At 51.2% G+C, this 24213-nt stretch carries 24 protein-coding genes; all 24 read right to left on the bottom strand.

Going from position 1 to position 24213, the window contains the following annotated elements; translation table 11 throughout:
- On the bottom strand, positions 1–833 hold an 833-nt coding region (gene pdxS / locus V3U24_01075), incomplete at its 3' end, for a pyridoxal 5'-phosphate synthase lyase subunit PdxS (protein MEE9166047.1).
- A complete protein-coding gene (ispH, locus tag V3U24_01080; GenBank protein ID MEE9166048.1) occupies positions 814–1689 on the bottom strand; it encodes a 4-hydroxy-3-methylbut-2-enyl diphosphate reductase in 876 nt (291 codons plus the stop codon). The genes pdxS and ispH, both read right to left, overlap by 20 nt.
- Positions 1686–2732, bottom strand: a complete 1047-nt coding sequence (locus V3U24_01085; protein ID MEE9166049.1) for a bifunctional oligoribonuclease/PAP phosphatase NrnA — start codon at positions 2730–2732, stop codon at positions 1686–1688. Before V3U24_01085 ends, ispH begins: the two co-directional genes overlap by 4 nt.
- 181 nt (positions 2733–2913) lie before the next feature.
- A complete protein-coding gene (dprA, locus tag V3U24_01090; protein ID MEE9166050.1) occupies positions 2914–4035 on the bottom strand; it encodes a DNA-processing protein DprA in 1122 nt (373 codons plus the stop codon).
- Complete coding sequence (obgE, locus tag V3U24_01095) at positions 3995–4972, bottom strand: GTPase ObgE (GenBank protein MEE9166051.1); 978 nt, start codon at positions 4970–4972, stop codon at positions 3995–3997. The genes dprA and obgE overlap by 41 nt, the downstream gene beginning before the upstream one ends.
- 131 nt (positions 4973–5103) lie before the next feature.
- On the bottom strand, positions 5104–6414 hold the full coding sequence (gene icd, locus V3U24_01100; GenBank protein MEE9166052.1) for an isocitrate dehydrogenase (NADP(+)): 1311 nt from the start codon (positions 6412–6414) through the stop codon (positions 5104–5106).
- A gap of 2 nt (positions 6415–6416) precedes the next feature.
- On the bottom strand, positions 6417–6698 hold the full coding sequence (locus V3U24_01105; protein ID MEE9166053.1) for an FmdB family zinc ribbon protein: 282 nt from the start codon (positions 6696–6698) through the stop codon (positions 6417–6419).
- Positions 6699–7135: 437 nt separating this feature from the next.
- On the bottom strand, positions 7136–7630 hold the full coding sequence (coaD, locus tag V3U24_01110; protein MEE9166054.1) for a pantetheine-phosphate adenylyltransferase: 495 nt from the start codon (positions 7628–7630) through the stop codon (positions 7136–7138).
- Complete coding sequence (locus V3U24_01115) at positions 7627–8151, bottom strand: RsmD family RNA methyltransferase (protein MEE9166055.1); 525 nt, start codon at positions 8149–8151, stop codon at positions 7627–7629. The genes coaD and V3U24_01115 overlap by 4 nt, the downstream gene beginning before the upstream one ends.
- Positions 8148–8390 (bottom strand): hypothetical protein, encoded by a 243-nt coding sequence (locus V3U24_01120; protein MEE9166056.1) that lies wholly within the window; start codon positions 8388–8390, stop codon positions 8148–8150. The genes V3U24_01115 and V3U24_01120 overlap by 4 nt, the downstream gene beginning before the upstream one ends.
- Complete coding sequence (locus V3U24_01125) at positions 8390–9316, bottom strand: hypothetical protein (protein MEE9166057.1); 927 nt, start codon at positions 9314–9316, stop codon at positions 8390–8392. Before V3U24_01125 ends, V3U24_01120 begins: the two co-directional genes overlap by 1 nt.
- Before the next feature lie 6 nt (positions 9317–9322).
- Complete coding sequence (locus V3U24_01130) at positions 9323–10084, bottom strand: hypothetical protein (protein ID MEE9166058.1); 762 nt, start codon at positions 10082–10084, stop codon at positions 9323–9325.
- Positions 10085–10099: 15 nt separating this feature from the next.
- The gene (locus V3U24_01135) at positions 10100–10411 is read right to left on the bottom strand and encodes a helix-hairpin-helix domain-containing protein (GenBank protein MEE9166059.1); all 312 of its coding nucleotides are present in this window, start codon (positions 10409–10411) and stop codon (positions 10100–10102) included.
- Between the two features lie 130 nt (positions 10412–10541).
- Positions 10542–11657: a molecular chaperone DnaJ gene (dnaJ, locus tag V3U24_01140; GenBank protein MEE9166060.1), complete on the bottom strand. Its 1116-nt coding sequence runs from the start codon at positions 11655–11657 to the stop codon at positions 10542–10544.
- Positions 11658–11660: 3 nt separating this feature from the next.
- Entirely contained in the window at positions 11661–12230 is a 570-nt protein-coding gene (locus tag V3U24_01145) for a nucleotide exchange factor GrpE (protein ID MEE9166061.1), read from the bottom strand.
- Positions 12223–13266 carry a heat-inducible transcriptional repressor HrcA gene (gene hrcA, locus V3U24_01150; protein ID MEE9166062.1) on the bottom strand — a complete coding sequence of 348 codons (1044 nt, stop codon included), beginning with the start codon at positions 13264–13266 and terminating at the stop codon, positions 12223–12225. Before hrcA ends, V3U24_01145 begins: the two co-directional genes overlap by 8 nt.
- Positions 13267–13350: 84 nt before the next feature.
- Entirely contained in the window at positions 13351–14220 is an 870-nt protein-coding gene (locus tag V3U24_01155) for a permease-like cell division protein FtsX (protein MEE9166063.1), read from the bottom strand.
- A complete protein-coding gene (locus V3U24_01160; GenBank protein ID MEE9166064.1) occupies positions 14217–14867 on the bottom strand; it encodes an ATP-binding cassette domain-containing protein in 651 nt (216 codons plus the stop codon). The genes V3U24_01155 and V3U24_01160 overlap by 4 nt, the downstream gene beginning before the upstream one ends.
- A gap of 34 nt (positions 14868–14901) precedes the next feature.
- The gene (locus V3U24_01165; GenBank protein ID MEE9166065.1) at positions 14902–15822 is read right to left on the bottom strand and encodes a calcium/sodium antiporter; all 921 of its coding nucleotides are present in this window, start codon (positions 15820–15822) and stop codon (positions 14902–14904) included.
- Positions 15823–15828: 6 nt separating this feature from the next.
- Positions 15829–16413, bottom strand: a complete 585-nt coding sequence (nadD, locus tag V3U24_01170) for a nicotinate-nucleotide adenylyltransferase (GenBank protein MEE9166066.1) — start codon at positions 16411–16413, stop codon at positions 15829–15831.
- 9 nt (positions 16414–16422) lie between these two features.
- Positions 16423–17181 carry an outer membrane protein assembly factor BamD gene (gene bamD / locus V3U24_01175; protein ID MEE9166067.1) on the bottom strand — a complete coding sequence of 253 codons (759 nt, stop codon included), beginning with the start codon at positions 17179–17181 and terminating at the stop codon, positions 16423–16425.
- Positions 17182–17214: 33 nt separating this feature from the next.
- Entirely contained in the window at positions 17215–18123 is a 909-nt protein-coding gene (locus V3U24_01180; protein ID MEE9166068.1) for a hypothetical protein, read from the bottom strand.
- 1 nt (position 18124) lies between these two features.
- The gene (locus tag V3U24_01185; GenBank protein MEE9166069.1) at positions 18125–21064 is read right to left on the bottom strand and encodes a hypothetical protein; all 2940 of its coding nucleotides are present in this window, start codon (positions 21062–21064) and stop codon (positions 18125–18127) included.
- A 268-nt stretch (positions 21065–21332) separates the two neighbouring features.
- Positions 21333–24206: a T9SS type A sorting domain-containing protein gene (locus V3U24_01190; GenBank protein MEE9166070.1), complete on the bottom strand. Its 2874-nt coding sequence runs from the start codon at positions 24204–24206 to the stop codon at positions 21333–21335.
- Between the last annotated feature and the right edge of the window lie 7 nt (positions 24207–24213).

A 24213-nucleotide genomic window follows, 5' to 3' on the forward strand; every position in this document is an offset into this window, starting at 1 on the left:
TCGACCCCTTTCATGGCCTTCTTCAGTCCATAAGAGACTTCCCCCAGCTTTGTCGGGTCATTGTAGTAGGTTACTCCGGCGACAATTGCCTTTCCCCTCGCAGGGGGATCCTCAGATTTGAAGATTCCGGATCCTACAAAGACGCTTTCAGCCCCAAGTTGCATCATTAGAGCGGTATCGGCGGGCGTGGCGATGCCTCCGGCAGCGAAGTTAGGCACAGGGAGTTTTCCCAATTTGGCCACCTGTTTCACCAGACTGTAGGGAGCCCCCAATTCCTTGGCTTTTGCCATCATTTCCTCTTCGCCAAGAACCGTCAATTCCCTTATCTGATCCTGGACACTTCTCATATGCCTCACAGCTTCCACGATGTTTCCACTTCCCGCCTCTCCTTTGGTCCGGATCAGCGCAGCTCCCTCGCCGATCCTTCGAAGGGCTTCACCGAGATCCCGGCATCCACAGACGAACGGAACCTTGAAAGGGTGCTTGTTGATGTGATGAGCTTCATCGGCAGGAGTCAATACTTCACTTTCATCGATAAAATCAACACCGATGGCCTCCAGAATCTGTGCCTCGGCAAAGTGACCTATGCGGCATTTTGCCATCACCGGTATGGACACTTCCTTCTGAATGGTCTCAATCATCTTGAGGTCTGACATCCGGGCAATGCCCCCCTCCTCGCGAATGTCCGCCGGTATCCGCTCCAAGGCCATAATCGCCACGGCACCCGCATCCTCTGCGATCTTCGCTTGCTCGACGGTTGTGACATCCATAATGACACCACCTTTGAGCATCTCAGCAAGACCGACCTTGACCTCAAATGATCCCTTTTCCATCTTTCCTCACCTCCTCGACTTGTGCCGAAATTTCTTCAATGGTTGTCTTGACTTCCTCAATCAAATAATCGGGTGTCGACGCACCCGCCGAGATGCCGACCCTCTCCGCTACTGAAAGCCAGGAAGAGTCGATCTCATCTGAGGAATTCACCTGATATGTATTTGGATTAATCTCCCGGGCAAGCTCGGTCAGCCGCTTGGAATTCGCGCTTGTAAATGATCCGATAATGATCATGACATCACTATCCCGGGCCAGTTCCTTGATTTGTTGCTGATTGCGCTTCGTGGGATAACATATGGTATTGATAAAGTGGAGATCATACACCTTGGTCATCAAAATGTTGACAATCGCCTGAACGTTTTCGATGGTCTGAGTCGACTGGCTCACCACTCCTGCCTTCTTCATCTTGCGAAGCCCCTGGGCCTCCTCAGGCGTAGCCACAATGACGGGATCCTTCACCTGGCTCGCAATCCCAACGACCTCGTCATGTCCGTGATCTCCAATGATAATGATGGGACGGCCCTCTTTTTCGAGACTCTGAACCTCACTGTGTATCTCCTGGACGAGGGGGCAGGTGGCATCAATAATGTTCATGCCCTTCTCCTGGGCTTTGGACCAGATTGCTGCTGCCGTCCCGTGGGCCCGGAACAATACCGGGGCTTTTTCAGGAACATTGTCCAGGTTTTCCACAACCCGTGTCCCGGCCTCCGACAGGTCTTTCACCACACGCTCGTTGTGAACAATATGCCCCAGCATGAAGACTTCCCCGTTATGGCTGGCGTTTTCGTACGCCAAGCTTACGGCGTCTCTGACACCGAAACAGTATCCGGCGTCCTTGGCTATCGTTATCTTCACGCAGCACTCCCGTTGGCCATCTGAGACTCCAATTCTCTCAACGTATTTGAAACGACATACTCAACGGCCTGTTCCAGCCCCATCTGGACGGTGGTGCCCGCAGCAAACGGGTGCCCCCCTCCCCCCATCCGGCGTGCCACCATGTCGATCCTAACTCGCCCTTTTGACCGGAAATTCACCCGGCAGCTATCCCCCGTGAGTTCGTGGACCATTACCGCAACTTCAACTCCTCGAATCGATCTGACGACGTCCGTAAATCCGCTGACGTACTCGGGGCGTGCCCCCACTTTCTTGATCATCTCCCTTGTGACCGTGAACCAGGCCAATTTTCCTCCTCCGGTCAACCGGACCGTCTCAAGAGAATCTGCCATGAGAAGAATCCTCTCCACGGGTGTCGATTCATACACGCGTTGGTATAAGTCATAAGGCCTGATTCCAAGGCGAATCAATTCGCTGGCCATTTGATGAGCTCCGGCCGAGGTATTGTTGAAGCGGAAAGAACCTGTATCGGTCATTAAGGCAACGTACAGTCCCTCGGCAATTTCTTTCGTGAGTCCGTCATCACCACCCCAACGGGCCGTGGCATATTTCATATATTCGTACAAAAGATAGCCGGTTGCGCAGGCGGAAACGTCATGCAATGTGTATACAAAACCATTGGGATTGGGATGAGGATGATGATCGAGGGAAAAGGTGGGTACGGTCAGTCTTCTGAGATCCTCCCCCAGTTGAGCAAGGCGCTTGTAGCTTCCACTGTCGAAAATCACCGCAAGATCCACGTGCTCCAGCCAGTGGGCGTGTGATGCCCGGTCGTAGTACTCAAAAGGGGCCAGATCTGACAGGAACAGATACGCATCGGGAAGCGGCGAGGGATTGAGAATTCTACACTTCTTACCCCGGAGCGAAAGAAACTGATACATAGCCACCTGCGAGCCGAGCCCGTCCCCATCGGGCTCCACGTGCGTGGAGAAGACGATTGTCTGGGCGGTCCCAATCAAGCTGTGAAACTCCGCCCAACGCTCATCCGGTCCGTTCTGACTCATTTTCCCTCCTGACGTTTTACGGCGAAAAGCCCGGGACTCACCTCCGAGACCCGACGGTGACATAGGCGTCTGTTCCGAAATATGGAATCACCTGTTTAAGTTTCTGCCAGAAAATAAATTTACGCTTATAAACGAACATGTCAAAATCATACATCGATTCCTTACCTGAAACAACAGTCGTCTACTTCCTTACAAACCGCTTTCCACTCAGTTGAACAACTGCATCCTTTAACTCCAGCCTGAGCAACAAGTCCAGGACAGACGAGGGTTGGAGGTTCATTTCTTCAACTATGGCATCCACATGCTTCGGTTCATTTGAGAGAACCGAATAAACTTTCATCTCGTCCGATTTTAGGTCGAGGTTCAGCTCTTTCTGAACAGGTTTGGACGGGTGTTTCAACTTGGGATTTACGATATCTACAATCTGTTGCACACTTTCCACTGGTATGGCTCCGTGGCGAATGAGACGCAGGCATCCAGTGCTCATCCTGTCTGTGAGACGCCCGGGAACGGCAAACACCTCCCTGTTCTGGTCAACAGCGTTAAAAGCCGTCAACAACGCTCCGCTGCGATTTCCTGCTTCAACCACGATGGTGGCGTGACTCAATCCACTGATAATCCGATTGCGGCGGGGAAAGTTCCCGGCATCGGGTTTTGTCCCAAAGGGAAACTCAGATACAAGGGCACCTCTGTCTTCAATCAACGGGAGTAGCCTCCGGTTTTCAGGAGGATAGGTGATATCCAGACCATTTCCCAACACGGCAACGGTCCTGCCCCCGGCTCGAAGGACCGCTTTGTGAGCCAGTGTGTCAATTCCCCGGGCCAACCCGCTAACAACGGTGAGGCCAACTCTCGCCAGTCCCTCCGCGATATTGTTGACCACCCCCATCCCGTACGGGGAAGGCTTTCGAGTCCCCACAATGGCCAGACAGTCTTCATCCTTCCCCGTCAACGATCCTCTTACAAACAGAAGGACGGGTGGATCATAAATCTTTTTCAGCAGATCGGGATAACTGTTGTCCCATAACGTCACGACATCGGTGTGCAGTTTCTTTGCCCTTTCAAGCTGATCACGCGCAAATGGAGACGAAGGGTGCTCGGTGATCTTCTGTGCCAGTTTGATGTCCACTCTTTCCACCCGACAAAGGGCTCTCAAAGATGCGTGGAAAACATCTTCAGGGCTTCCGAACTCTTCCACAAGCAGCCTTATCCGAGTAGGTCCGAGGCCCGAGACTTCAATTAGCCGGAGCAGGGAAATAAGATCACTGTTTTTCATCGATGAACGAGGATAGCTTTTCGACAAGTTGTTTCAATCCAAAACCGGAGATGCTGGAGATGGCCACGGTTTCATAATCATTCACCATAGCGGGTAACCGATTCTTGTCCTGAAGCAAATCGACTTTGGTGAGAACGACAACCGTCGGCAAAGCAATGAGTTTCTCACTGTAAGATTCCAGTTCCTTCGCCAAGCTGGCGCATACCGAACCGAGATTCTCCTCCGTCGACTCAATGAGAATGGCAAGAGCCGAGGTTCGTTCTATATGCTTGAGAAAACGAAAACCGAGTCCTTTTCCCTTACTCGCACCCTCGATCAGACCGGGAATATCCGCCATGACAAGCGATCGAAAATCACCGTACTTGACGATTCCCAGGTGTGGTTGCAGAGTCGTGAACGGGTAATCGGCGATTTTGGGCCTGGCTGATGACAGTCTTGACAGGAGGGTTGATTTGCCCGCGTTGGGTAGCCCTACGAGCGCCACGTCGGCCAAAACTTTTAGCTCAACTTCATATATCAATTCTTCCCCATTTTCACCGGACTCTGCATAGCGGGGAGCCTGGCGTGTTGGGGTGGTGAATTCAGCGTTCCCCTTTCCCCCTTTTCCACCGTGTGCCGCGATGAATTGGCCGCCGGTTTCCACGAGGTCGGCGAGGACAGCGTCTTTCCCTTTCCCCCGGAAGACGGTTCCCACCGGCACAGGGACGATCACGTCCTCACCACCCTTCCCGGTTTTCCTTCCGCCAGAGCCGTCACGGCCGTTGGCTGCCCGATAATGCTTTCTGTATCGAACGTCCTGAAGGGTATGGAACTGTGAATTCGCCCTGAATATGATATGTCCACCTCGCCCACCATTACCGCCATCGGGACCACCTTTCGGGATGTACTTTTCCCGGCGAAAGGAGACACATCCGTTTCCTCCGTGGCCCGCCGTAACTCTTATTTTTGCATAATCCACAAACATGATAGGGACGAGATAAGCCTCGATTATGCGAACTTATACCTGCTGTCTGAATACGACTACCGAATGGCCTAATGCGCGCGAAGGGGAATAAAAAACAGACATGAAGAAAGTACGGAGAGTATGAAGGTAGATCACATATTTCCGATAACGTCGTCGGCGAATTTCGATGTTGAAACCTTGGTGGCGCCCTCCATCTGACGCTCAAGATCATAGGTCACGGTCTTCTGCAAGATGGTCTGCTCCATGGCCCGAACCACCGCATCTGCCGCCTCCTGCCACCCAAGATATTCCAGCATCATGACACCCGACAGAATAAGAGAACCGGGGTTCACCTTATCCTGACCGGCATACTTTGGGGCAGTCCCGTGAGTCGCCTCGAACACGGCCACATGGTCTCCAATATTGCCTCCGGGAGCCATTCCCAGACCCCCCACCTGGGCAGCGGCGGCATCGGAAAGGTAGTCACCATTTAGATTTGGCGCACATATGACGTCGTACTCATCCGTCCTCGTGAGAATCTGTTGAAACATGGAATCGGCAATACGATCTTTTACCACGATTCTTCCACCGGGATTCCCAGGGGGGTTTCCGTTTCGCAACCGGGCAAAAGCTCCGGGTTTGGTGACGGGCGTAACCCCATTCTCCGCCCAGGTCTCATCCCATAATTCTGCCTCCGTGATGATCCTGTCACGGAATCGCTCGATTGCCTCTTCGTAACCCCAATCCTTAAAGGCCCCCTCCGTAAACTTCATGATGTTTCCCTTGTGGACGATCGTGACCGATTTGCGGTTTCGGTCGGTGGCGTACTCCAGGGCTTTCCTCACGAGACGCTTTGAGCCGAAAGGACTCATGGGTTTGATCCCGATGCCCGATTCCGCCCGGATGTTCTTTTGGAAATTGGTATTGACGAACTCGATTAGCCTGCTGGCGTCCTCACTGCCCCCCTGCCACTCAATGCCCGCGTACACATCTTCCGTGTTCTCCCGGAAGATCACCACATCCATCCTTTCGGGATGCCTCACCGGAGATGGTACTCCTTTCAACCAGCGCACCGGGCGGACGCATGCGTAAAGGTCCAGGAGTTGCCTTAAAGCAACATTCAAACTACGGATCCCTCCCCCCACGGGCGTGGTAAGAGGACCTTTAATTGCGACAAAGAATTCGCGGATGGTTTCAACGGTCTCCTCGGGCAGCCATTGGCCGGCCGCCTCGTACGACCTGCTTCCTGCCTGGACTTCCTTCCAAATGATTCTGCGCTTGCCCGTGTACGATTTTTTCACGGCCGAATCCAATACGCGCACGGCTGCGTTCCAGACGTCCGGGCCTATGCCGTCACCTTCAATAAAGGGAATGACTGGACTATCCGGAACGATCAGTCTGTCGTTTTGCAGAACGATGTGCTCTCCACCTTCAGAAACCTCCATATCCCTATCGTTTCCCATAGTCAATCACCCTTATCCCCGTCGGTTGATGTCTTCTTACCGTCTGACTTCTTCTCTTCTCGCTCAGGTTTTGAACTTGATTTTTCTTCTCCCTTCGATGAATCCTTCCGGTAATCAGTAACGTAGAACCCCGATCCTTTGAAGATAAGACCTGCTCCGGCGCCTATGAGACGACGGACTGCTCCGCCACATACCGGGCATTCTGTCAGAGGCGCTTCAGTTATACTTTGCAGAAATTCGAACTTGTGTCCGCATGCGTCACATCGATAATCATAGGTGGGCATTGTCCCTCCTTCGATTCACCTCTCACCGTGCCTTTTAGTGGTCAAGGAAGAAACCACAAAAAATGAAACAAATCATCAAAGAATTTACTAAATGCCAGCCGGTTTTGAAGAGTAATTACGTCCTAATCTGAATTGCTCATCGGCGAAGATAGAGTAAATGTTATTTACAGGTGAGACAAATACATTTCTATTTGTCTCCGTTCTTCCGATGAACAATTCACCGATTGGTCCCGCCCGGCGGGAGGTTAGCCTCGCCTGTCTGACCGCCAGGCAGGCAGTCCCGAAAGTTCTCGGGACATGCGGCCCGTCGAAGATCCCGTAGAATGCAGGGAAGGGTGATCAATTCATCCGGACCGGTCGGGATGAATTGATCAGGCCAAAAAACAGATTTCTGACTATTCCGGTACCCGAAAGAAGGATTGAGCGAATAGTGTGGTCTATCTCTTTCCGGAGAATTTTTCTCTCAGACTGAGCGCGACACCTGGTGGAACAAGTTCATGAACGTCTCCTCCAAGCTCTGAGACCTCGCGAATGATTGTGGAATTGAGATGAGTATATTTGGCATCAGTCATGAGAAAGACGGTGACAATTTCCTCGCTCAGACGTCGATTCATCCAGGCCATCTGAAACTCAAACTCAATATCGCTCACAAACCGCAGTCCGCGAATCAGCGCGCATGCCCCGATACTTTTTGCGTACTCCACAACAAGACCTCCGGTGGAGGTTACCTCCAGGTTTGAGTAATTCCGCGTGCATTCTTCGATCATGTTCTTACGTTGCTCCAGATCGAATAGAGGCTCCTTGTCCCGGTTAGTGGCAATGGTAATTACTAGATGGTCAAAGAGTTTCGTCACCCGGTCTATGATATCAATATGCCCTTTCGTAATGGGATCGAAAGAGCCCGGATAAATGGCTTTTCTCACGGATTTCATTCTTTCTTGAAGAGTGAGACCTGTGTATCCCCGTAGCGCTTGATGGTCGCATGCCCGTCACGCCACCCATCCCGGAAGGCCGACTCAATTATGAGAAAACCGCCACCAATCAGGTGGGTCCATGCCGACGTTTTCAAGACCGGAAGATTCACCTCACCATAGGGCGGATCGGCGAAGATGAGATCGAAATTCTCATCAGAACGACTAAGATATTCAAAGGAATCCATGCGTGCAACTTCAACGTCATGACCACGGAATAACTTCCCGTTAAGCTCAATTATCTCGATTGCTCGCCTGTCATGATCGACGAACATGACCGAGGACGCACCGCGGCTCAATGCTTCAAAACCCAGCGTGCCGCATCCGGCGTACAAATCCAATACCTTCGCCTCAGAGACGTTCGGAACCATGTTGAAGATGCTCTCCCTTATTCTCGAAGTTGTAGGGCGGAGGTGTCTCACATCCCCCGTCTGGATCCGTAACCCTTTGAACACTCCGGCCTGGATCAATAGTGCGATCACGACCCGGGTCTCATCATGAATTCGTCCGGTGTATACTCCTTCACCTCGGACTTAACGAAGGACTTCAGCGAAAAAAACCACCAAACCAGGAGACCCAGCGCGATCGCCACAAGGACGGCCAGAAACTCATTAAGTGAAAACCGATGAGATTTCTTCGGGGATTTTTTCTCCTTTCCCTTGTCCGCTTCTGATTTCCTCTCTTGAAACCCGGACTTGCTGAGAAGATCGATGTCGTTCATCAGTCAAGCTCCAGCAGCAACAGCCCTAAAACATGCACGAACCAGGAACCCTGTGGAGTATCGGGCAACTTAATCTTACCCGTCCTCATGTGTGAAAAAGGATGTACCAACGTAACAGAATCTGAATAATCATCTGGCAGGAGAATTTCCAGCTGTTTGTCCGAAAATTCACCCACCAAAAAAAGATGAAAATCCATCACAGGTTCGGACCCTCCGCCGTGGACGAGGTGGTTCAAATTAGAGAGGCACTGTTTCGCAAAGGCTGAATCACCTTTTACATACCTGTCACGGAACTTTCCCGATTGGAGCCTTAGTTCCGCCAAGGATCGCAACTGTCCTCTGTCATAGAATTGCACTCCATACCCACCCGCATGAGGCTCCATTACCACTGCGGAAACTGAGGGTCCCGGGTCCATCTTTGCCACCACTCGCCCAATAGACTGTACACTCGACTCCATCCACCTGGGGCGACCCCCCGTGGCATTGACCGCTGACTTAATCACTTCGATGAGTCCCCTCAGGGCGAGGCAAGATAAGACCTGAGGTGACTTGTTTCCACCGTTTCCCTCATCCTGAAAAAAGGCAACCGTGTCATCCCAAAGGGTTCCCAGCCGCTGTTTCAAGATCCAATTCAAATACCCCTCTTTTCCCTCGTCGGTCAGCCGGCCGTCCGCCTCCAGCAGAAGGCACTCTATCCACTCTTCTCCGAGCGACACGTATACGTCCCTGTCCGGTACACTCGAGGAAGAGACGATCCCCTGGAAAAGTTTTTGAAACTCCCCGGCCATTTCCGGAGATCCCTGGTCGAACGACTTCAGTTCGGCTGGAAGGGGATGACCATCGAGAAGGTTAAGCACCAGCGACTGGTCTTCTATATCAGCCTGGGCATATCGAACCCAATCATCCTTGATTCCAACAGCAAGCATGGGTATTCAGAATCGAGCCCAGCTCTTTTCAGCGTTTTCAACACTGCCGTGAGATTCGGCTCGAAAGGAGAATAACAGGTAACGCGGCTCTTCATAAGATTTCACAATAGGACTCTCGACTTTCAGCCCCTCTTCTCCAGCCTCAACGATATAGGGAAGATTCGTCAGGGGACAGAATAGCATGGACGAATCGGGCATGTAGGATTCATAATAGCTCACGACCTCAATGTGGGTGGAGATCGCAGTATCCGGAATGCCCACCAGGGTTGTATCCTCCAAAAAGGGATCAATCTCTTCCAGGCGGACAAAGGAGGTATCATTGAGCGATAGTTCCCGGTTGAACCGTACAACCGTCAGAACGGTGTCCACAAGCGTGTCTTTCCTCGTCCTAAAATAGCCAAAGGATGTATCGAATGAAGCACCGTATCCCGAATACATATCCACCAGAACGTTTTCCCCATCAAGAATAATGTGCCGGGGACCCAGAAATGTGGAATCCGCCGTGAGGGAATCCCGTGCAGCATTTATGACCCTCAACGCAAGAAGTGGATCCGCGGTCCTGTCGCCCGTGAGTGTCTCAAAGAAGCTCAATATGTCATACACATTTTCCATACGAAATCGACTTTCATCCCTGATCTCGTTCTCCTCATCCCAAATTGATCTTGGAATATAGATGACAGCCATGAACACCAGCATTGCCACAAGAATCCCCAGTTCCAGAAGATCTCCCAACCACCACTTGTATCTCACATCCGATAGTTCTGCCATCCGGTCTGCCTCTCCTTACTCTTCTTCAAAATCCTTCTGATTTTGACCCTCAACAGTCACCCACTCGCGAAGTCCCTGGACTGTTTTTTCTCCGATGCCCTTCACGCGGGCAAGCTCCTCAATCGATTCAAAATCACCATGGTCTTCTCTGAATATGAGTATTCGTTCCGCTAGGGCGGGCCCCACACCTGGTAACAACATCAATTGATATTTGGGCGCGTTGTTCAGGTTTATCTTTTCTCCTGTTTCGACACCCGTATCCATCCTGTCGACTTTGAGATGCCGGGCACGCGTGTTTTCCGCAGCGGCTGCGACTTTCTCCGCCATTGCCTCCGGATCTACCAACGTTTCAAGCGACGGCGAAAACCAGGTCCTTCTGACGAACCCGACGACCAAGCCGACGGCCAATACGGTTAACAGAAAACGTAGGATCAGCTTTTCGTGGGACGTCATGGCATTAGGTAGGGATTCTTCGCACCACCGTTTTCCCCATGCTTCCGTTGGAGGAAGCCAGCTCCTTCAGGAGAGCCTTCTCCTTCGAATTCAGAGAAGTAGGCGTCTTCACCTGGATGCTAACGAGCTGATTCCCTCTCCTGCTCCCTCTCAATTCAGGAATTCCCTTACCCTTCATTCTCAGCACTTGGCCGGACTGGATACCCGCTGGAATGGTGAGCCTGGCCTTGCCCGTGAGGGTTGGAATTTCTACCGAATCCCCCAATGCCGCCTGAGAAATCGTAATCTCAGCCTGGGTAAGGATGTCGACACCGTGACGCGTAAAGTACCGATGCTCTTTCTCCTCAAAAAAGATGATCAAGTCGCCATTTTCCGCCCCTCGCGGGCCTTTGTTCCCTTCACCTCTCTGTGTCATATAATTCCCTGTCGAGACTCCGGCTGGAACTTCCACCTTAACCTGTACCGATCGCCTGACCCTTCCCTCGCCGGAGCAGGTGCGACAAGGGTCGGTGACAATCTCGCCTTTCCCTCCACAGTGAGGACACTGACCCACATTCACGAATTGTCCGAAAAGGGAACGGGAGATCTGTCTAACCTGTCCCGTTCCGTTGCAGTTGGGACACTGAGACGGTTTCGTTCCGGGCTGGGCACCACCGCCGCCACAGGTATCGCATATCTCGAGCCGTCTTAGCTTAACCGTTTTCTCTACTCCCAGGGCGACTTCTTCAAGGGTCAGCTCCAGCGTAATCCTGAGATCCCCGGCCCTGCGCCTCTGCGGCCGACGTGTGGCACCCCCAAAGAAATCATCGAATGAACCGAAACCTTCCATGAACGTGCGGAGAGCATCGGATAGATCGAAATCAGCGAATCCAAAACCACCAAAACCCCCGGTTCCTCCTTCCATTCCCGCATGACCGAACTGATCGTACTGCGTCCGCTTTCCGGGATCACTCAGGACAGAATATGCTTCAGCCGCCTCCTTGAACTTCTGCTCTGCTTCACCGTCACCGGGGTTCCTGTCAGGATGATATCGCATGGCGAGTTTCCGGTATTTTCTCTTAATCTCGCTTTCGGCTGCGTTTCTGTCCACACCTAGAATCTCGTAGAAGTCTTTTCTCATCCGCTATTCACTTTCGTCGCCCGATGCTGAATTCACCACGACCTTTGCGTGGCGAATCACCTTGTCCTTGAACCTGTATCCTTTCGTGAATTCCTGGGTAATCTCATGATCTTTGTGGCTGTCCGACTTCTGGGTCATCATCGCTTCATGCAACTCGGGATCGAATGTCTCTCCCACGGACTCAAATGGCTCCACCTCCAATTCTTTCAATCGCTTCATCAGCTTCTCCAGAACCAGGTTTACCCCGTCGATGACGGCATCCACGTTCTCAGGTTTTCCTCCGTCAACGGAACGGACAATCCTCTCAAGATCATCCACAACTCTGAGGAAGCCTCGAGTAATCTCCTCCCCTTCGTATCTGAGAAGCCTGGCAAGTTCCCTCTCCTTTCTCTTACGGTAATTGTCAAATTCTGCCCTCAAACGGAGGTGTCTGTCCTCAAATTCCGACAGAGACGCCTTCAGACGGTTTACCTCATTTTCGAGGCGGGATACCTTGGAGGGTCGGGCGGCCTTTTTGGGCTTGGCTTTCGACGCCTTCGGCGGCGTTTTGACGGTCTTTTTCTTCTCAGCCATGGAAGAGCTGCCGCATGACACTGGAAAAGGTTTTCACCAGGCCGTGTACGTCATGGTAATCCATGCGCGTGGGACCGATAACACCCAGACGTCCCCCCACATCTCCAATTCTGAAACGTCGCGACACCACTGAACAGTTTCTGAGAGCTTCGACAGAGTTTTCCTCGCCTATGAATGTCAGTGTCCTGCTGCGATCGGCGTAACTCGAGAGGGAATTGAAAAGCGTCTCCTGGTTATCCAGTGCCGAAACAATGGATTGCAGCCGGTCGGACTTGCTGAACTCGGGGTGTCGGAGAAGAAAGCTTTTTTGAGACGTGCAGAGATTCTGACTTGCAAATGGAGAAAAGTACTCCTCCCGATTCTCGATGAGAATCTGGACGATGTCGCTTTCGTAGACCAATTGACCCTTGAGTCGCTCACCTATGGTTTTTTCTATGTTGTCAATGGTCAGGTCCAGCAGACGTTCCCTCAGCACTGAAGCGACGGTATTCACGTGGGCATCCTTCACCTCAACCGAAGGATTGAGGATAACCGTCTTTATCTGCTGCGACTGGAAACCGAGCACCAGGAGGACGCTACCTGAACTCAACGGCACCAGTTGGAGATCGGCCAATCTGGCCTTTTCGTTGGAGGAGAGAAGAACGAAGCCGAAAAGATTGCTCACCTGGGCCAGGCAATTCGCAGTTACCTGAATCAATTGGTCCACGCTCGAAGCAACAGTCGACAATTCCTCCAGGATCTGAAGCTTTAGCAGATTAGACTCCTCGGCGGCCTCCATCAATTCGTCGACGTAAAACCGGTACCCGTGATCGGTGGGCACCCTGCCGGAGGATGTGTGAATATGATTCAAATGACCGGAACTCTCGAGTGTCTGCAGTGCTTTTCTGATGGTAGCTGGACTCCATGAAACCCGGAATTTTTTCTTCAGGCGCACAGAGGGGACCGGGATAGCCGTCTCGATGTAATCTTCGACAACCATCTTGAGGATGGCCTGTTCCCTCTCCGTGGGAGACTCTAATCTGCCGTTTGATTCCATGATGTACTCTGCAACCTAATCACGACAAATTAACTTCATAAAGCAGGAGAATCAAGGCCTACGTATCCTCCTGATGAATATACTCTAACGGAGGAATTTTCGAACGGCTCGCCCGCTTCCCGCAACCGAAAAGACGACCACGACGCATACAAGGAGAGCGACAATCCGGATATCCCAAGCGAGCCTCTGCTTTGTGAACAAAGAGAGAAAGTAGTTAGCACCCCGCACGAACCCGTATGTGACAGCACCCGCGAGGAGAGCACCTAACACACCCTCAATAACCCCTTCAACCAGAAAAGGGAATCGGATGAACCGATTCGTCGCCCCCACCAATCTGAGCGTTTCTATGAGATCCTTCCGGGAATAAATCGTTAACCTAATCGTATTTGAGATGAGAATCACTGTTCCAATGAGGACAATGACCGCAAGACCAGTAATCAAAGCAAAAAAGCCCTCATAGTATCGTTCAATAGTTGAGATCACCCCCCCCTGATATCGGACCTCGTCCACATGGCCAAGAGCCTGCATGCGGCTCACAATGGGACTCACATCCAAGGGCTGGCGTCCCTCTTGAATCAACGTCACCGCACAACTTGACGGAAGAGGATTTTCCTCCAGCAGCTCAAAAATGTTTTCCCCAAATTGCCTTTCGAAGATTTCCGCTGCTTCCTGCTTGGTAACCAAGGTGGCCGATCGCACACCCGGGATTTTCCCAATCTCAACGACCACGCTGGATGCCTCCGAATCCGTAATCAGGGGATGAAAAAACACTTCCAGTTTGTATTGCGAGCGTGCAATATGAATCAGATTGGAAAAACTCTCACCCAGGATCGCGCCGAAACCCACAAGGCTCATGGCAACCCCGATAGCCGTGATGGAAGCGAATGCTGAAAGTTTCGCTCTCCAAAGACTCCGAAATCCCTCAGCAATCAGGTAGAGGAACTTATCGGTCATCCGCTGACATAGCCGTCTACGATTCTCATTATCCGATGGCCTCGATCTTTTATCAGATTGTAATCGTGCGAAGCCATGAGTACGGCAGTACCATTCTTGTTGATCTGTTCAAGGAGTGTCACGATTTTGAAGGAGGATACGGGATCCAGATTGCCCGTGGGTTCATCGGCCAACACAACCATCGGCTCCTTGACAATCGCCCGGGCAAGAGAGATGATCTGTTGTTCCCCACCCGAAAGTTCGGAAGGAACATGGTTACGTTTCCCCTCCATTCCCAGCTCTTCTAACACCTGGTTAACACGTTGTCTGATGTCCCTTGTTTTCATCCCTATCACCCTCAGGGGGATCGCCACATTCTCAAAAACGTTCCTGTCCTCCAACAACTCGAATTCCTGGAATACCATGCCAACTTTTCGCCTGAGGTGAGGGATATGACGCCGCTTTATTTTCGAGGAAGAGAATTTCTCCACGGTTACTCTCCCTTCTTCGGGAAAGATGTCCATGTAGACTAACCGGAGGAGAGTCGTCTTTCCCGCTCCCGTGGGGCCAATGATACAAACGAATTCCCCCCTGTTTACCTCAAAGCTTGCGTCGATGACACCCGGATCACTGACAAAACTGCAGGTGACGTTCTCAAACTTGATCATCGGTGAAATCAAATGGGGAGACTTTTGCCACAGATTATCGCGTGAACAGGGTTATGAGAAAGGTAACGTATCCCAGGAACAATGCAAGAGCATACAATTTCGAGATTCTTTTTTTCATGACAAGCACAGGGTAAAGCGCGAGGGAAAATGCAATCATAATGGGGAGTTCAAAAGTAAAAACCTCTCGATCTACTGTGAGTGGGGAGACGAGGGAGACAAGACCGATCACGCCCATCATGTTGAAAAGGTTTGACCCAATTATGTTTCCTATGGATATATCGCTTTCTCTCCTGAAAGCCGCAACCAGGGATGTCGCCAGTTCAGGTAATGATGTGCCATACGCCACAACAGTTAGTCCGATAACGAGTTCCGCAACACCCAGGGTTCTTGCCAGCTGAGAGGCACCGTCCACAAACATTTTCGCTCCGAATGCCAGTCCCAGTGTCCCGAAAACCAGGAGAGCTAAGTTGGCAGGTACGGTGCCAGGTTTACCACTGGATGCGCTATCTCCTTTCCCGGCAACAATGCGATAGTAAGTGTAGGCAATGATCCCGACGAATAGGGCGAGTCCCTCCCATCTTGCTACGTAGCCATCGAGGAGCATTACCCCGAAGAGAACGGTGACTCCGAGCATGATATTCATATCCCTTAGAAACCTCTTGCCTGAAACGGCTACATGAAACACGATCGCACTTAGCCCCACAATCAGCCCAACATTCGCAATGTTCGACCCAATGACATTTCCCACGGCGATGGCTTCTCGGCCCTCCAGCGCTGCCACGAGGCTCACCACGAGTTCGGGGAGGGATGTCCCGAACGCCACTACCGTGAGGCCCGCGACCATGGGTGAAATCCCAAGTAGCCTGGCCATCCGGCTGCCACCCCTCACGAGAAACTCACCACCCACGTACAGGAGGAGAGCGCCGCCCAAAAGAAGGATTATGACCTGCAGCATTGGCGACTACCCGTATAGACCATGCTCCTTGATGAACTCCCAGACAGGATCAAGGACCATATACCGCACGGTTAGACCATCTCGGATTCTCTGCCGAATCTGAGAGGAGGAGATTTCAATCTGGGGGGCTCTGACAAAGCGAATGCGTGATAGGATCTGCGGAGAGATCTGGCTGGCGCGGAACCCCGGCCTGGCTGCCACGAGAACCTGACATTCCTTCAGTATTTTCTCGTAATCTTTCCAAAGATGGAAATCAAGGAGAGAGTCTGATCCCATGAGGAAATGAAGCTCGGAAGAATCAGGACGGTAGTGGGACTTCACCTCTCTGATGGTCTCCAGGGTATAGGAAATACCACCCCTGTTGATTTCCACGCTGGACAACTCGAAATCCTTGTCGCGGTCGAGACAGAGCCTGAGCATCTCCAGCCTTTCTTTTGTCGATGATACACGGGAGCGGCTTTTCAGGGGCGGAACGAAGGCGGGAACAAAAATCATTCTGTCAAAATCTTCAGATTCCTTGACGATCCTGCCGATAATCAAGTGACCCACATGCGGAGGATCGAAAGTACCGCCAAAAAGACATATCCTCACGATTGTCTCCTAATCCCTCATGCCTTTCTCTTCGGAAATAAGTGCCCTCGCTTCTTCGAGGAAGTTCTTGTTATCGAATCTAGATTCATTCTCCGCGAAGAAATTCTCCGCTTCCTCGAACTTTTCCGCCTTAAGATAAGCCTCCACGATTTTCAATCGAGCCTTGTCAGCGTAGGGAGTGTCATAGTAAGTCGCCAGTAAATCGGTAAGATAGTTAACGGCGGAATCGTAGGCCTCCATTTTGATATAGAGAATGGATGATTCGTACTGCTTTCTCGCCAGTTTGGACCGGAGGGAATGAATCGTTTTTACCACATCAACGTAGTATTCAGAATTGGGAAAATCCTCCACGAACTCCTGAAGTTTCTGGATCGCCTTTTCAGTGTATTCCTGGTCATGATAGAACCTGGGCGATTTCTTCGCGTAGCTGTCACAGATTCGGAATCGGCTCTTTTCCACAAAGGGGCTGTAGGTCATCTGCCTCACCAGCCGATCGTATTCATTGATAGCCAACAGGTATTCACCATTCAAGAAGTACGCTTCAGCCAGATAGAATTGCGCGTCGTCACCCAGCTCTGTATGTCTTCCCATGAGCAAGACATGCTCAAATTCTTGCTGAGCGCGGTAGTATTTTTTCTTCTCAAGATACGTCGTTCCATGATCGAAGCGGATCTGAAGATCATCTCCTGTGGGGTCGACTTTCGCTTTGGAACAAGCTAAGGCGAATGCCAGAATTGGAATCCAGCCGAGGAGGGTTTTAGAGTGCACCTGCTTTAAGGCCGCGATGATGGGAGATACTGCCTACCAGCTTATGGAGACTGAAATACCTGCGATACCAAACTTTGATTTGGTGGTGAAAAGGGGACGTAAGGATGTGTTAATTCGAGGGGAATCCACCGCCCTCCTTCTTGTCACCCAGAAAGCATCTATGGCACTGACAACATGATTGAGCATCATCGCACTTACAGCATAACCCGCTATCTGGAAAGCCCTGTTGCTATCCTTTCTCAAATCCAGATACCTTCGCTTATTCTTGGTCAATATGATGACTTCCACCGTATCGCCCACATCTTTATAGTGGAGCTCCCATGCCTGTTCACCATTCTGGTTAAAGATATCGTCCCAACCCGATACAAACTGGTCATACTTCCCCACATTTTCGTAGAATTCCGAACTCCGGATTACCTCCAGAGCCTCCAGATCGCCTTGCCAGTCCGGCGAACCCAGGGTATCCGAGGATACAAGTCTGCCATCCAGGATGATTTTGAGGTGGTGAGTGCCATCGATAATCACATCGTGATACTCCTCACCCTGGGCATAGAGATACCCGGCCCATTCGACCCAGGATTGAAGACTCCAATGTTCATCGGCAAACCGCTCGTAATCGGTGATTTTGTCCTCACCTTTCCTCCGGAACCGATACCACGCAACCAGTCCTGCCACTTCCAGACCCGCAAAAACCAACGATCTTGTCTTCTCACCGGCATACCATTGACCCGCACCCGGGATGGCCAGGGAGAGGATGAGACCTCTGGCGGGATATATTTCACCGTGAGGAACGGATTCAGAAGTATCCGTCTGGGCCTGATCCTGAGTCTTTCCTACGCCCCTGTTGACCTCGTGCCGGTGCACCAGAAGACTGGACTCTCCAGCTGTGGCAACAGAGGTCAATATCAAGGCAAGAAGGAAAACTGAGAATGAGACTCTCACGTCAAAAGCCGAATAGCAGTGTGAAATAGTACCGGGTTTTCAACGATTTCAACGATTTAAAGTTATCCAATCCTCTGTGCATTTCCACGCCTATTCCTGTGGGGTAATTATAGAATGAAAAACCTCCGAGACGAAGCTGTATGCCCGCGGATTTTTTGGGACTAAACCGGCCCTTGTTGCTCGAGTCCCAGGCGTCACCAGTCTGTCCGATGATTCCAAGAACGATGTTCTGCAGAATCAGAGGTCCAAACAAGTAGTGATTTCCCCTCATAAGGGGAATGCGAAGAGTAAGCGACCCGAGTGCCATCCGATTTCCCGCAATGCTGTAAAAGGGATATCCCTTGATTCCGGGCATGCCCCCTCCGAAGAAAAAGAAAAAAGAATCGGTTTCCACATGGGACATCCATCCAGCTCTGAGCTCTCCGGTAATGGTCCATCGCTCCGTCCCTGGAACGGCAACGTGAAGGGCACCCTGGCCCGTGAGTCTGAAGAAATCATAATGGTCATAGACGTAGTCGACCACCGAGCTATCAGAATTGAGAAAACTGTCATCTTCGAACCTCAGATCTATATCCAATTGAAAGCCGTTGTTCGGGTTGATGTCGTAATCAATTGTCTTCCGGAATACGTCGCTGGTCCATCTGGCCCCAAGATGCTTTCCAACATAGTAGTTTACCCCTGACTTACCGGTGAGCACATTCTCCGCTCCAATCAGCCAGTTGGCGCTGGCCCTGTAATTCTGATATGAGGCATACAGCTTCAACTCGTTGACCCCGCGGATGGGTATCCGGATTCCACTGTCCAACTGGAACAGTCGATAAAGAACATCGACATCGAAATCGTAGACGTCCATCAGCTTCGATTTTTCCGAAATATGCCGGGTGAGGAAGTAGACTTCCGTGAACAGGGTCGGATAGAAGTTCCGAAATTCGAACAGGAGAAACAGGTCGAGATCCCGTACCAGGTTTACTGAGGCTCCGCCAAATACGTTCAGACGATTGACAATCTCGCTGGAATAGAAGTAAAGACCTGGCTTTAACATGCCATAATCCATCATTATCTTGGGAAAAATGAACATGGGTGAAAAATGGTCTTCGTAGGGTACCGCTTCCTGTCGATTTTGTGTGTCAAGAGGGGAAGGTAGATTTGCGAATTTCGCGTAGTAGTTGGGGCCATATCCCACCCGTTCAGAATCGATCAATTCCATGGAATCCAAGACTGCAATCTTATAGCCTCCGTCTTCAAACAGTGAGTAGACAATTTTTCCACTTCCATTCACGTCCGGCATGAATGCACCGCCCAGAACATTGGTTATGAATCCCTGACTCCCATCGGCCGGATTGATGTAGCACAGATTGAATATGCCGCTTCTGTCACATGCATAGATGAGACCTCCTGCCGGGGTGGATGTGACATCTCGTTCATCCCACTCCTCCGTGGCCAAAAGGTTCGAAAAACTCGTGTCACCGAGACTGAGTGTGGCAGTATTCCTGAAATGGTTGTAGACATAGTCGAACATGAGCCACTCATGGGTGGAATCATACGCCAGTCCGAAGAGCTGTTCACCATCATCAAAATTCGTGATTTTTTCCGACTCCTTTGTTTTCAGGTTGATGAGGAAGACATTGTGTGTACCATCCTTAATGGACAGGTAAGCCAGCAAGCTGTCGCCAGGGAGGAGCACGGGGGAAAAAGTCCTGGCGCCGCGGGTAAGCCTGCTTTCCTTTTTCTCTTCAAAAGAGTATTCATAGAGGTCATACCATCTTGAACCATGGAGATCGGGTTCGGCCTTCCTGGCATAATAAATCTCATCGCCCGAAGAAGCCCACGAAGGTGCCGAAATGACGACATCGGCAATCTTTTCTGATCTTCCATCCTCAAGGGAATAAATGAAAAGACCAGTCTGAGAGAAGAAGTCGTTTCCGGCATTTGAAAGATAGGCAATGCGATCAGCTCCCGGCGACCATTTGGGATGAATATTCGTCGTCCCGTCAGTCAGAAGAATCTTGCCTTTCAATTCGCTCGTGTTGATGGTCCCGGTGAGCGCTCGGTACCGATCCTCCAGAGTCTGCTTGAAGTCCTCGTAAAGCGCCGACCCGCTGACGCCCACCGCTTTCTTAATGGCCGAATCGACGGAAAATTGAAAAGGTCTGGCCAGATGGTCGAGAATCTCCATCAAAATCCCGTCCCCGTACTTGTAAGCTATGAATCGAACGAAGGCAAATCCTGTGTTGTACGTTAGCTCGTTCCCGATTCCCCGTTTCCCGAAAGTGTTTATTTCCGTGAATGAAAGAAGGTTGCCGTTCAATACGGCATCGCGAAGTATCATATCCCGGTGAGTATCCCAGAAATCGTGTCTGGATCCTTCAAACAGATATTGTGCAGTTCCCTCTGCCAGCCAAGGAGGGACTGTCAACCCTGGAATCGGATATGAAGCCAGAGTTTGGGGATAACCGTACAGCACGTCCTTCCTCTTGTAGTCCTCATATCCTATCCACTGTAGATAGGCTCCTGGAAAACTCCTGCCGAACTTCATCGCTTTTTGAATGGAAACGATGTGGGTGAATTCATGGGTGATCACGTTCTGCAGCCAGCGGTGGCTTCCCCGCAATTCGAAATCGAGGGGAGATGCCCAGATCTCAATCTTATTGTCGTAGGCGTAGGCAATACCGTTTGACACGTCGTCGGTGTCAAGAAAGATAATGTGTGTCTTGACGGGAGGCTCGTAGTCGTAAAATTGGGTAACATGAGGGTAGATGCTTTCCGCAACAAACGCTCCCTCACGGGCCGAACGCTCCGTTTCCCTGGAGAAATGAATGTAGAAATGCTTTGTTTCAAAGGTCTTCCATGCAATTTCGGGATGATTGTATCCCACCTGTGAAAACGCTGCGGAAAACAAGAGCGTAAGATGAAGAGTCGTTCTTCCCAGCCTATGACTCATGAACGCATATCCTTCTTTAGCCTCGATTGTTCACCACGAAGCCACACCTGCCCGCCCTCCCGACGAGGATGGAGCAGGCGGGAAAGTCACAGAGAAGTATAATTAACATAGGTTTAGAGAAACATGACGTGTCTAAGATACTCTCACGAATAGATTTGAAATGAACCATTATGAGTTTCTTGATATCAGATTGATATGCTCTGTGTTCACCCTGTCCCGATCAAGTCGGGATGTGGCCAATGAGCAGTTCAGGTTAGTAAAAAGAACTCTAGTGTACCACCGCAATTTTCAAGATTTTGCTCTCCGACCGGGACCCCCGGGTGGCGATCACGTTGGCAAAGTAAACTCCGCTATCCACGGCGGAGACATCCCAGGCAATTTCATTGACCTCTCCCTGGACAGGCGATTCCATGCTGAGCCTGTCCAGATAGAATCCGGCCACGTCGTAAATGAGAATCTCCACTTTCTCTGCCGAGCCCACGTATACGCGAAGAGTCGTGGAATTGTCCTGGGTTGGATTGGGATAATTGTAGGTCCGAGCCGCATCCATGAGACTTTCTGCCGGTGGAGCCCTGAACGCCGATGTTCCCTGAAACCTGCGACGGTTTGTTGGGTCATGGTGCACGTACGCCCAACGGTTTCCCCCAGAGGTCGACGTTCTGTCAAAAAGCCATATGGCAGATTCCGCCGCGATACAGTTTCGACCCAGATAATGGCTCAGCATTCGCAGCTGGCTCCCTCTCGGGTTTGCCAGCCGATACAACTCATTTCCCTGCCAGTCCACGACCACAATATCAGAGGAATCCACCTGAGCCACAAGCTCGGGATGGCCATCCCCGAGAAGGTCCTGAGCCAGAACAGGGGAGGTAACGTTGAAGAAAATCGGAAACCCGGATTCAACCGTGAAATTTCTGTTTATAACGTACAATCTTCCTTCTGTGTCGACACCGGTTATCTCGATTTTTCCGTCGAGATCGAGATCGACCGCGCCGATGGTGCGAAAATCGACCTGTTCCATGCCGTATGCTATCGAACCTTCGTGCTCCACCAGCAATCCCCCCTGTTCCTGTATGGAGATTATTGAGACTTCGCTGGAATCCGATTCGAGGTCCTTCATTTCCGCGACAACTGTCCTGGAGGGATCCGGGTCCCCAGGAATCTGTTCTACAGTTTCCACAGAATCTCCCGTTACAATGATTTCTGTCGGTCCCCAATTGAGAACCACCATGACTGAGTCAGGAAACCCTGAAGAGAGCTTCGGTAAGCCCGAGGCTGACACGTGGTGGTCCCACTCGAGCACGAAACCGGAGTTATCATTTTCGAAAGTGAATGCAGATACACGCAACACCTCATTCCCAAGGTCCATAACGGCTACCAAGGCGGGTGCTGTAGACTCGTAATTGGTCACCGCCAGTTGGAATGAATTGGAAGGCAATTCGAAGAAATTGACCCTGGACAGTGAATCTGAGTCTGACCACCAGAGGGAATCCAATCCTCCTATCAATTCGGGTTTCCCATCACGGCTGAAATCGTATAAAAAGTGAATGTGGAGGGAGGTGTCCGGAAACCCGCTGGCCATAAGAGAATTGTCAACTGTGAACGACATGATATTGCCTGCTTTTGAGATCCCGTCTATTTGAATGTAGGTGTCTGATCCTTTGTTGCTGCGCGTGTTCGGAAAGGTATCGTGGCCGAAAGATGGCGGCTGACCTTTGAATCCGGGATTCGCCAAATAGTATTCTGAATTTCCTGAAAACCACATATCTGACCAGAGACCCGAGGTGGGGTCCGTGAAGAGAAAGATCAGTGGATACCCAATATCCTGTGCACCGTCCGCCTCTTCAAGGTCAATCCCGCGATGCTCCCTATCACCGTTAACGGAGTACGTTACCAGGCCCTCATTGATCTTCTGTTCATCCACATGCCATATGATAAGCCCGGATCCCGGGAGGCCGAGATCATAGTTGGGGACGGAAGTGACGACGTGGAACACACTGTCAATGTCAACGCCGCCGGAATCCATCAACATTTCCAGGTAGGAGGGGACGATGACCTCTCCGTTCTTCTGTCGACGATTCCGCCACCGCATTGAGTCTATGTCCACGCCATTGACAACCCAGTTGTTCCGGTTTTCTATGAGGAAGTATTCAGATGGAGTGATGTCGATTCGCACAATCTGATCCGGCACGGAATCTCTCGCCATCAAGTCTACGGTATTCGTCGGCCTGACAACGGTGGGAACCTCCCACCCCGCATGTGTGCGGGTCCAGGCATCGGGGGGGGAAGGAACGACACCCCTCCCGTTGTTGGACCCCTGGTCCATCAATGCAAAAACGCCAACCCCGCTTTCACCCGATTCCGTGTTCCACAGGGGTGGTAAGCCTATGGCAAATCCGAGCATGAGGGCAAAAGTACCCGTCAGGCCAAATTGATAATCGCAGGGGTTTGATATGCCCAGGAAAATTTGATCGGAAATGTCATAGAAAAGATGATTCTGTGTTTCCGGAAGAATGATCCCCGAAGAAACGGAATTCCCTTCAGCGAATATGATTTCAGGTTCCCCCAGTTGCTCAGTCAGGAAATCAGAATCGACATAGGCTGAGTTGATGTCTTCGGGGGTGGGGTCGAGAAATGGCAGGGCGAAATCCTGGCCTATGCCCGCGTGGAAGATAACGATGACATCAAAAGAGCCAAAACTCAGACTGTCCTCTTGATAGGCCCTTGTGAGTGACGCCCGGAAGAATTCGGCAAGTCTCCGGTCCTGGAGTGCCTCGTCACCAAACGGATGGAAGTAAGCCATGGTTGTATCCAGTGAATAGCTTCCCGATTCGTCGAGGGGAAAGATTCTCGATTCTCCCAGATCGATGCCAAAACTGCCCACCGAAGCAGATCTAAAATAACTATCAACGGCACGCAGCTGGGTTTCGAAATAGGTTCGATTGTGGGGAGGGCGGTCGATGGAATAATCCCCACATGGCTCAAGGGCAGCTTCGGTCAAAAAGGTACCGTCTCCCGTTGTGGACTCATCGCCGTCAGGCTGAAATGAAACACGAATCCCAAGGACAGCAATGCTTCCGGTACTGTTTGCGAACTGCCCGGCCAGGCAGGAGACGACGATGAAAGGCAGAACGATGTGTCTCACGATTACT

It is taken from the genome of Candidatus Neomarinimicrobiota bacterium (assembly GCA_036476315.1).
Lineage (GTDB): Bacteria > Fidelibacterota > Marinisomatia > Marinisomatales > S15-B10 > JAZGBI01.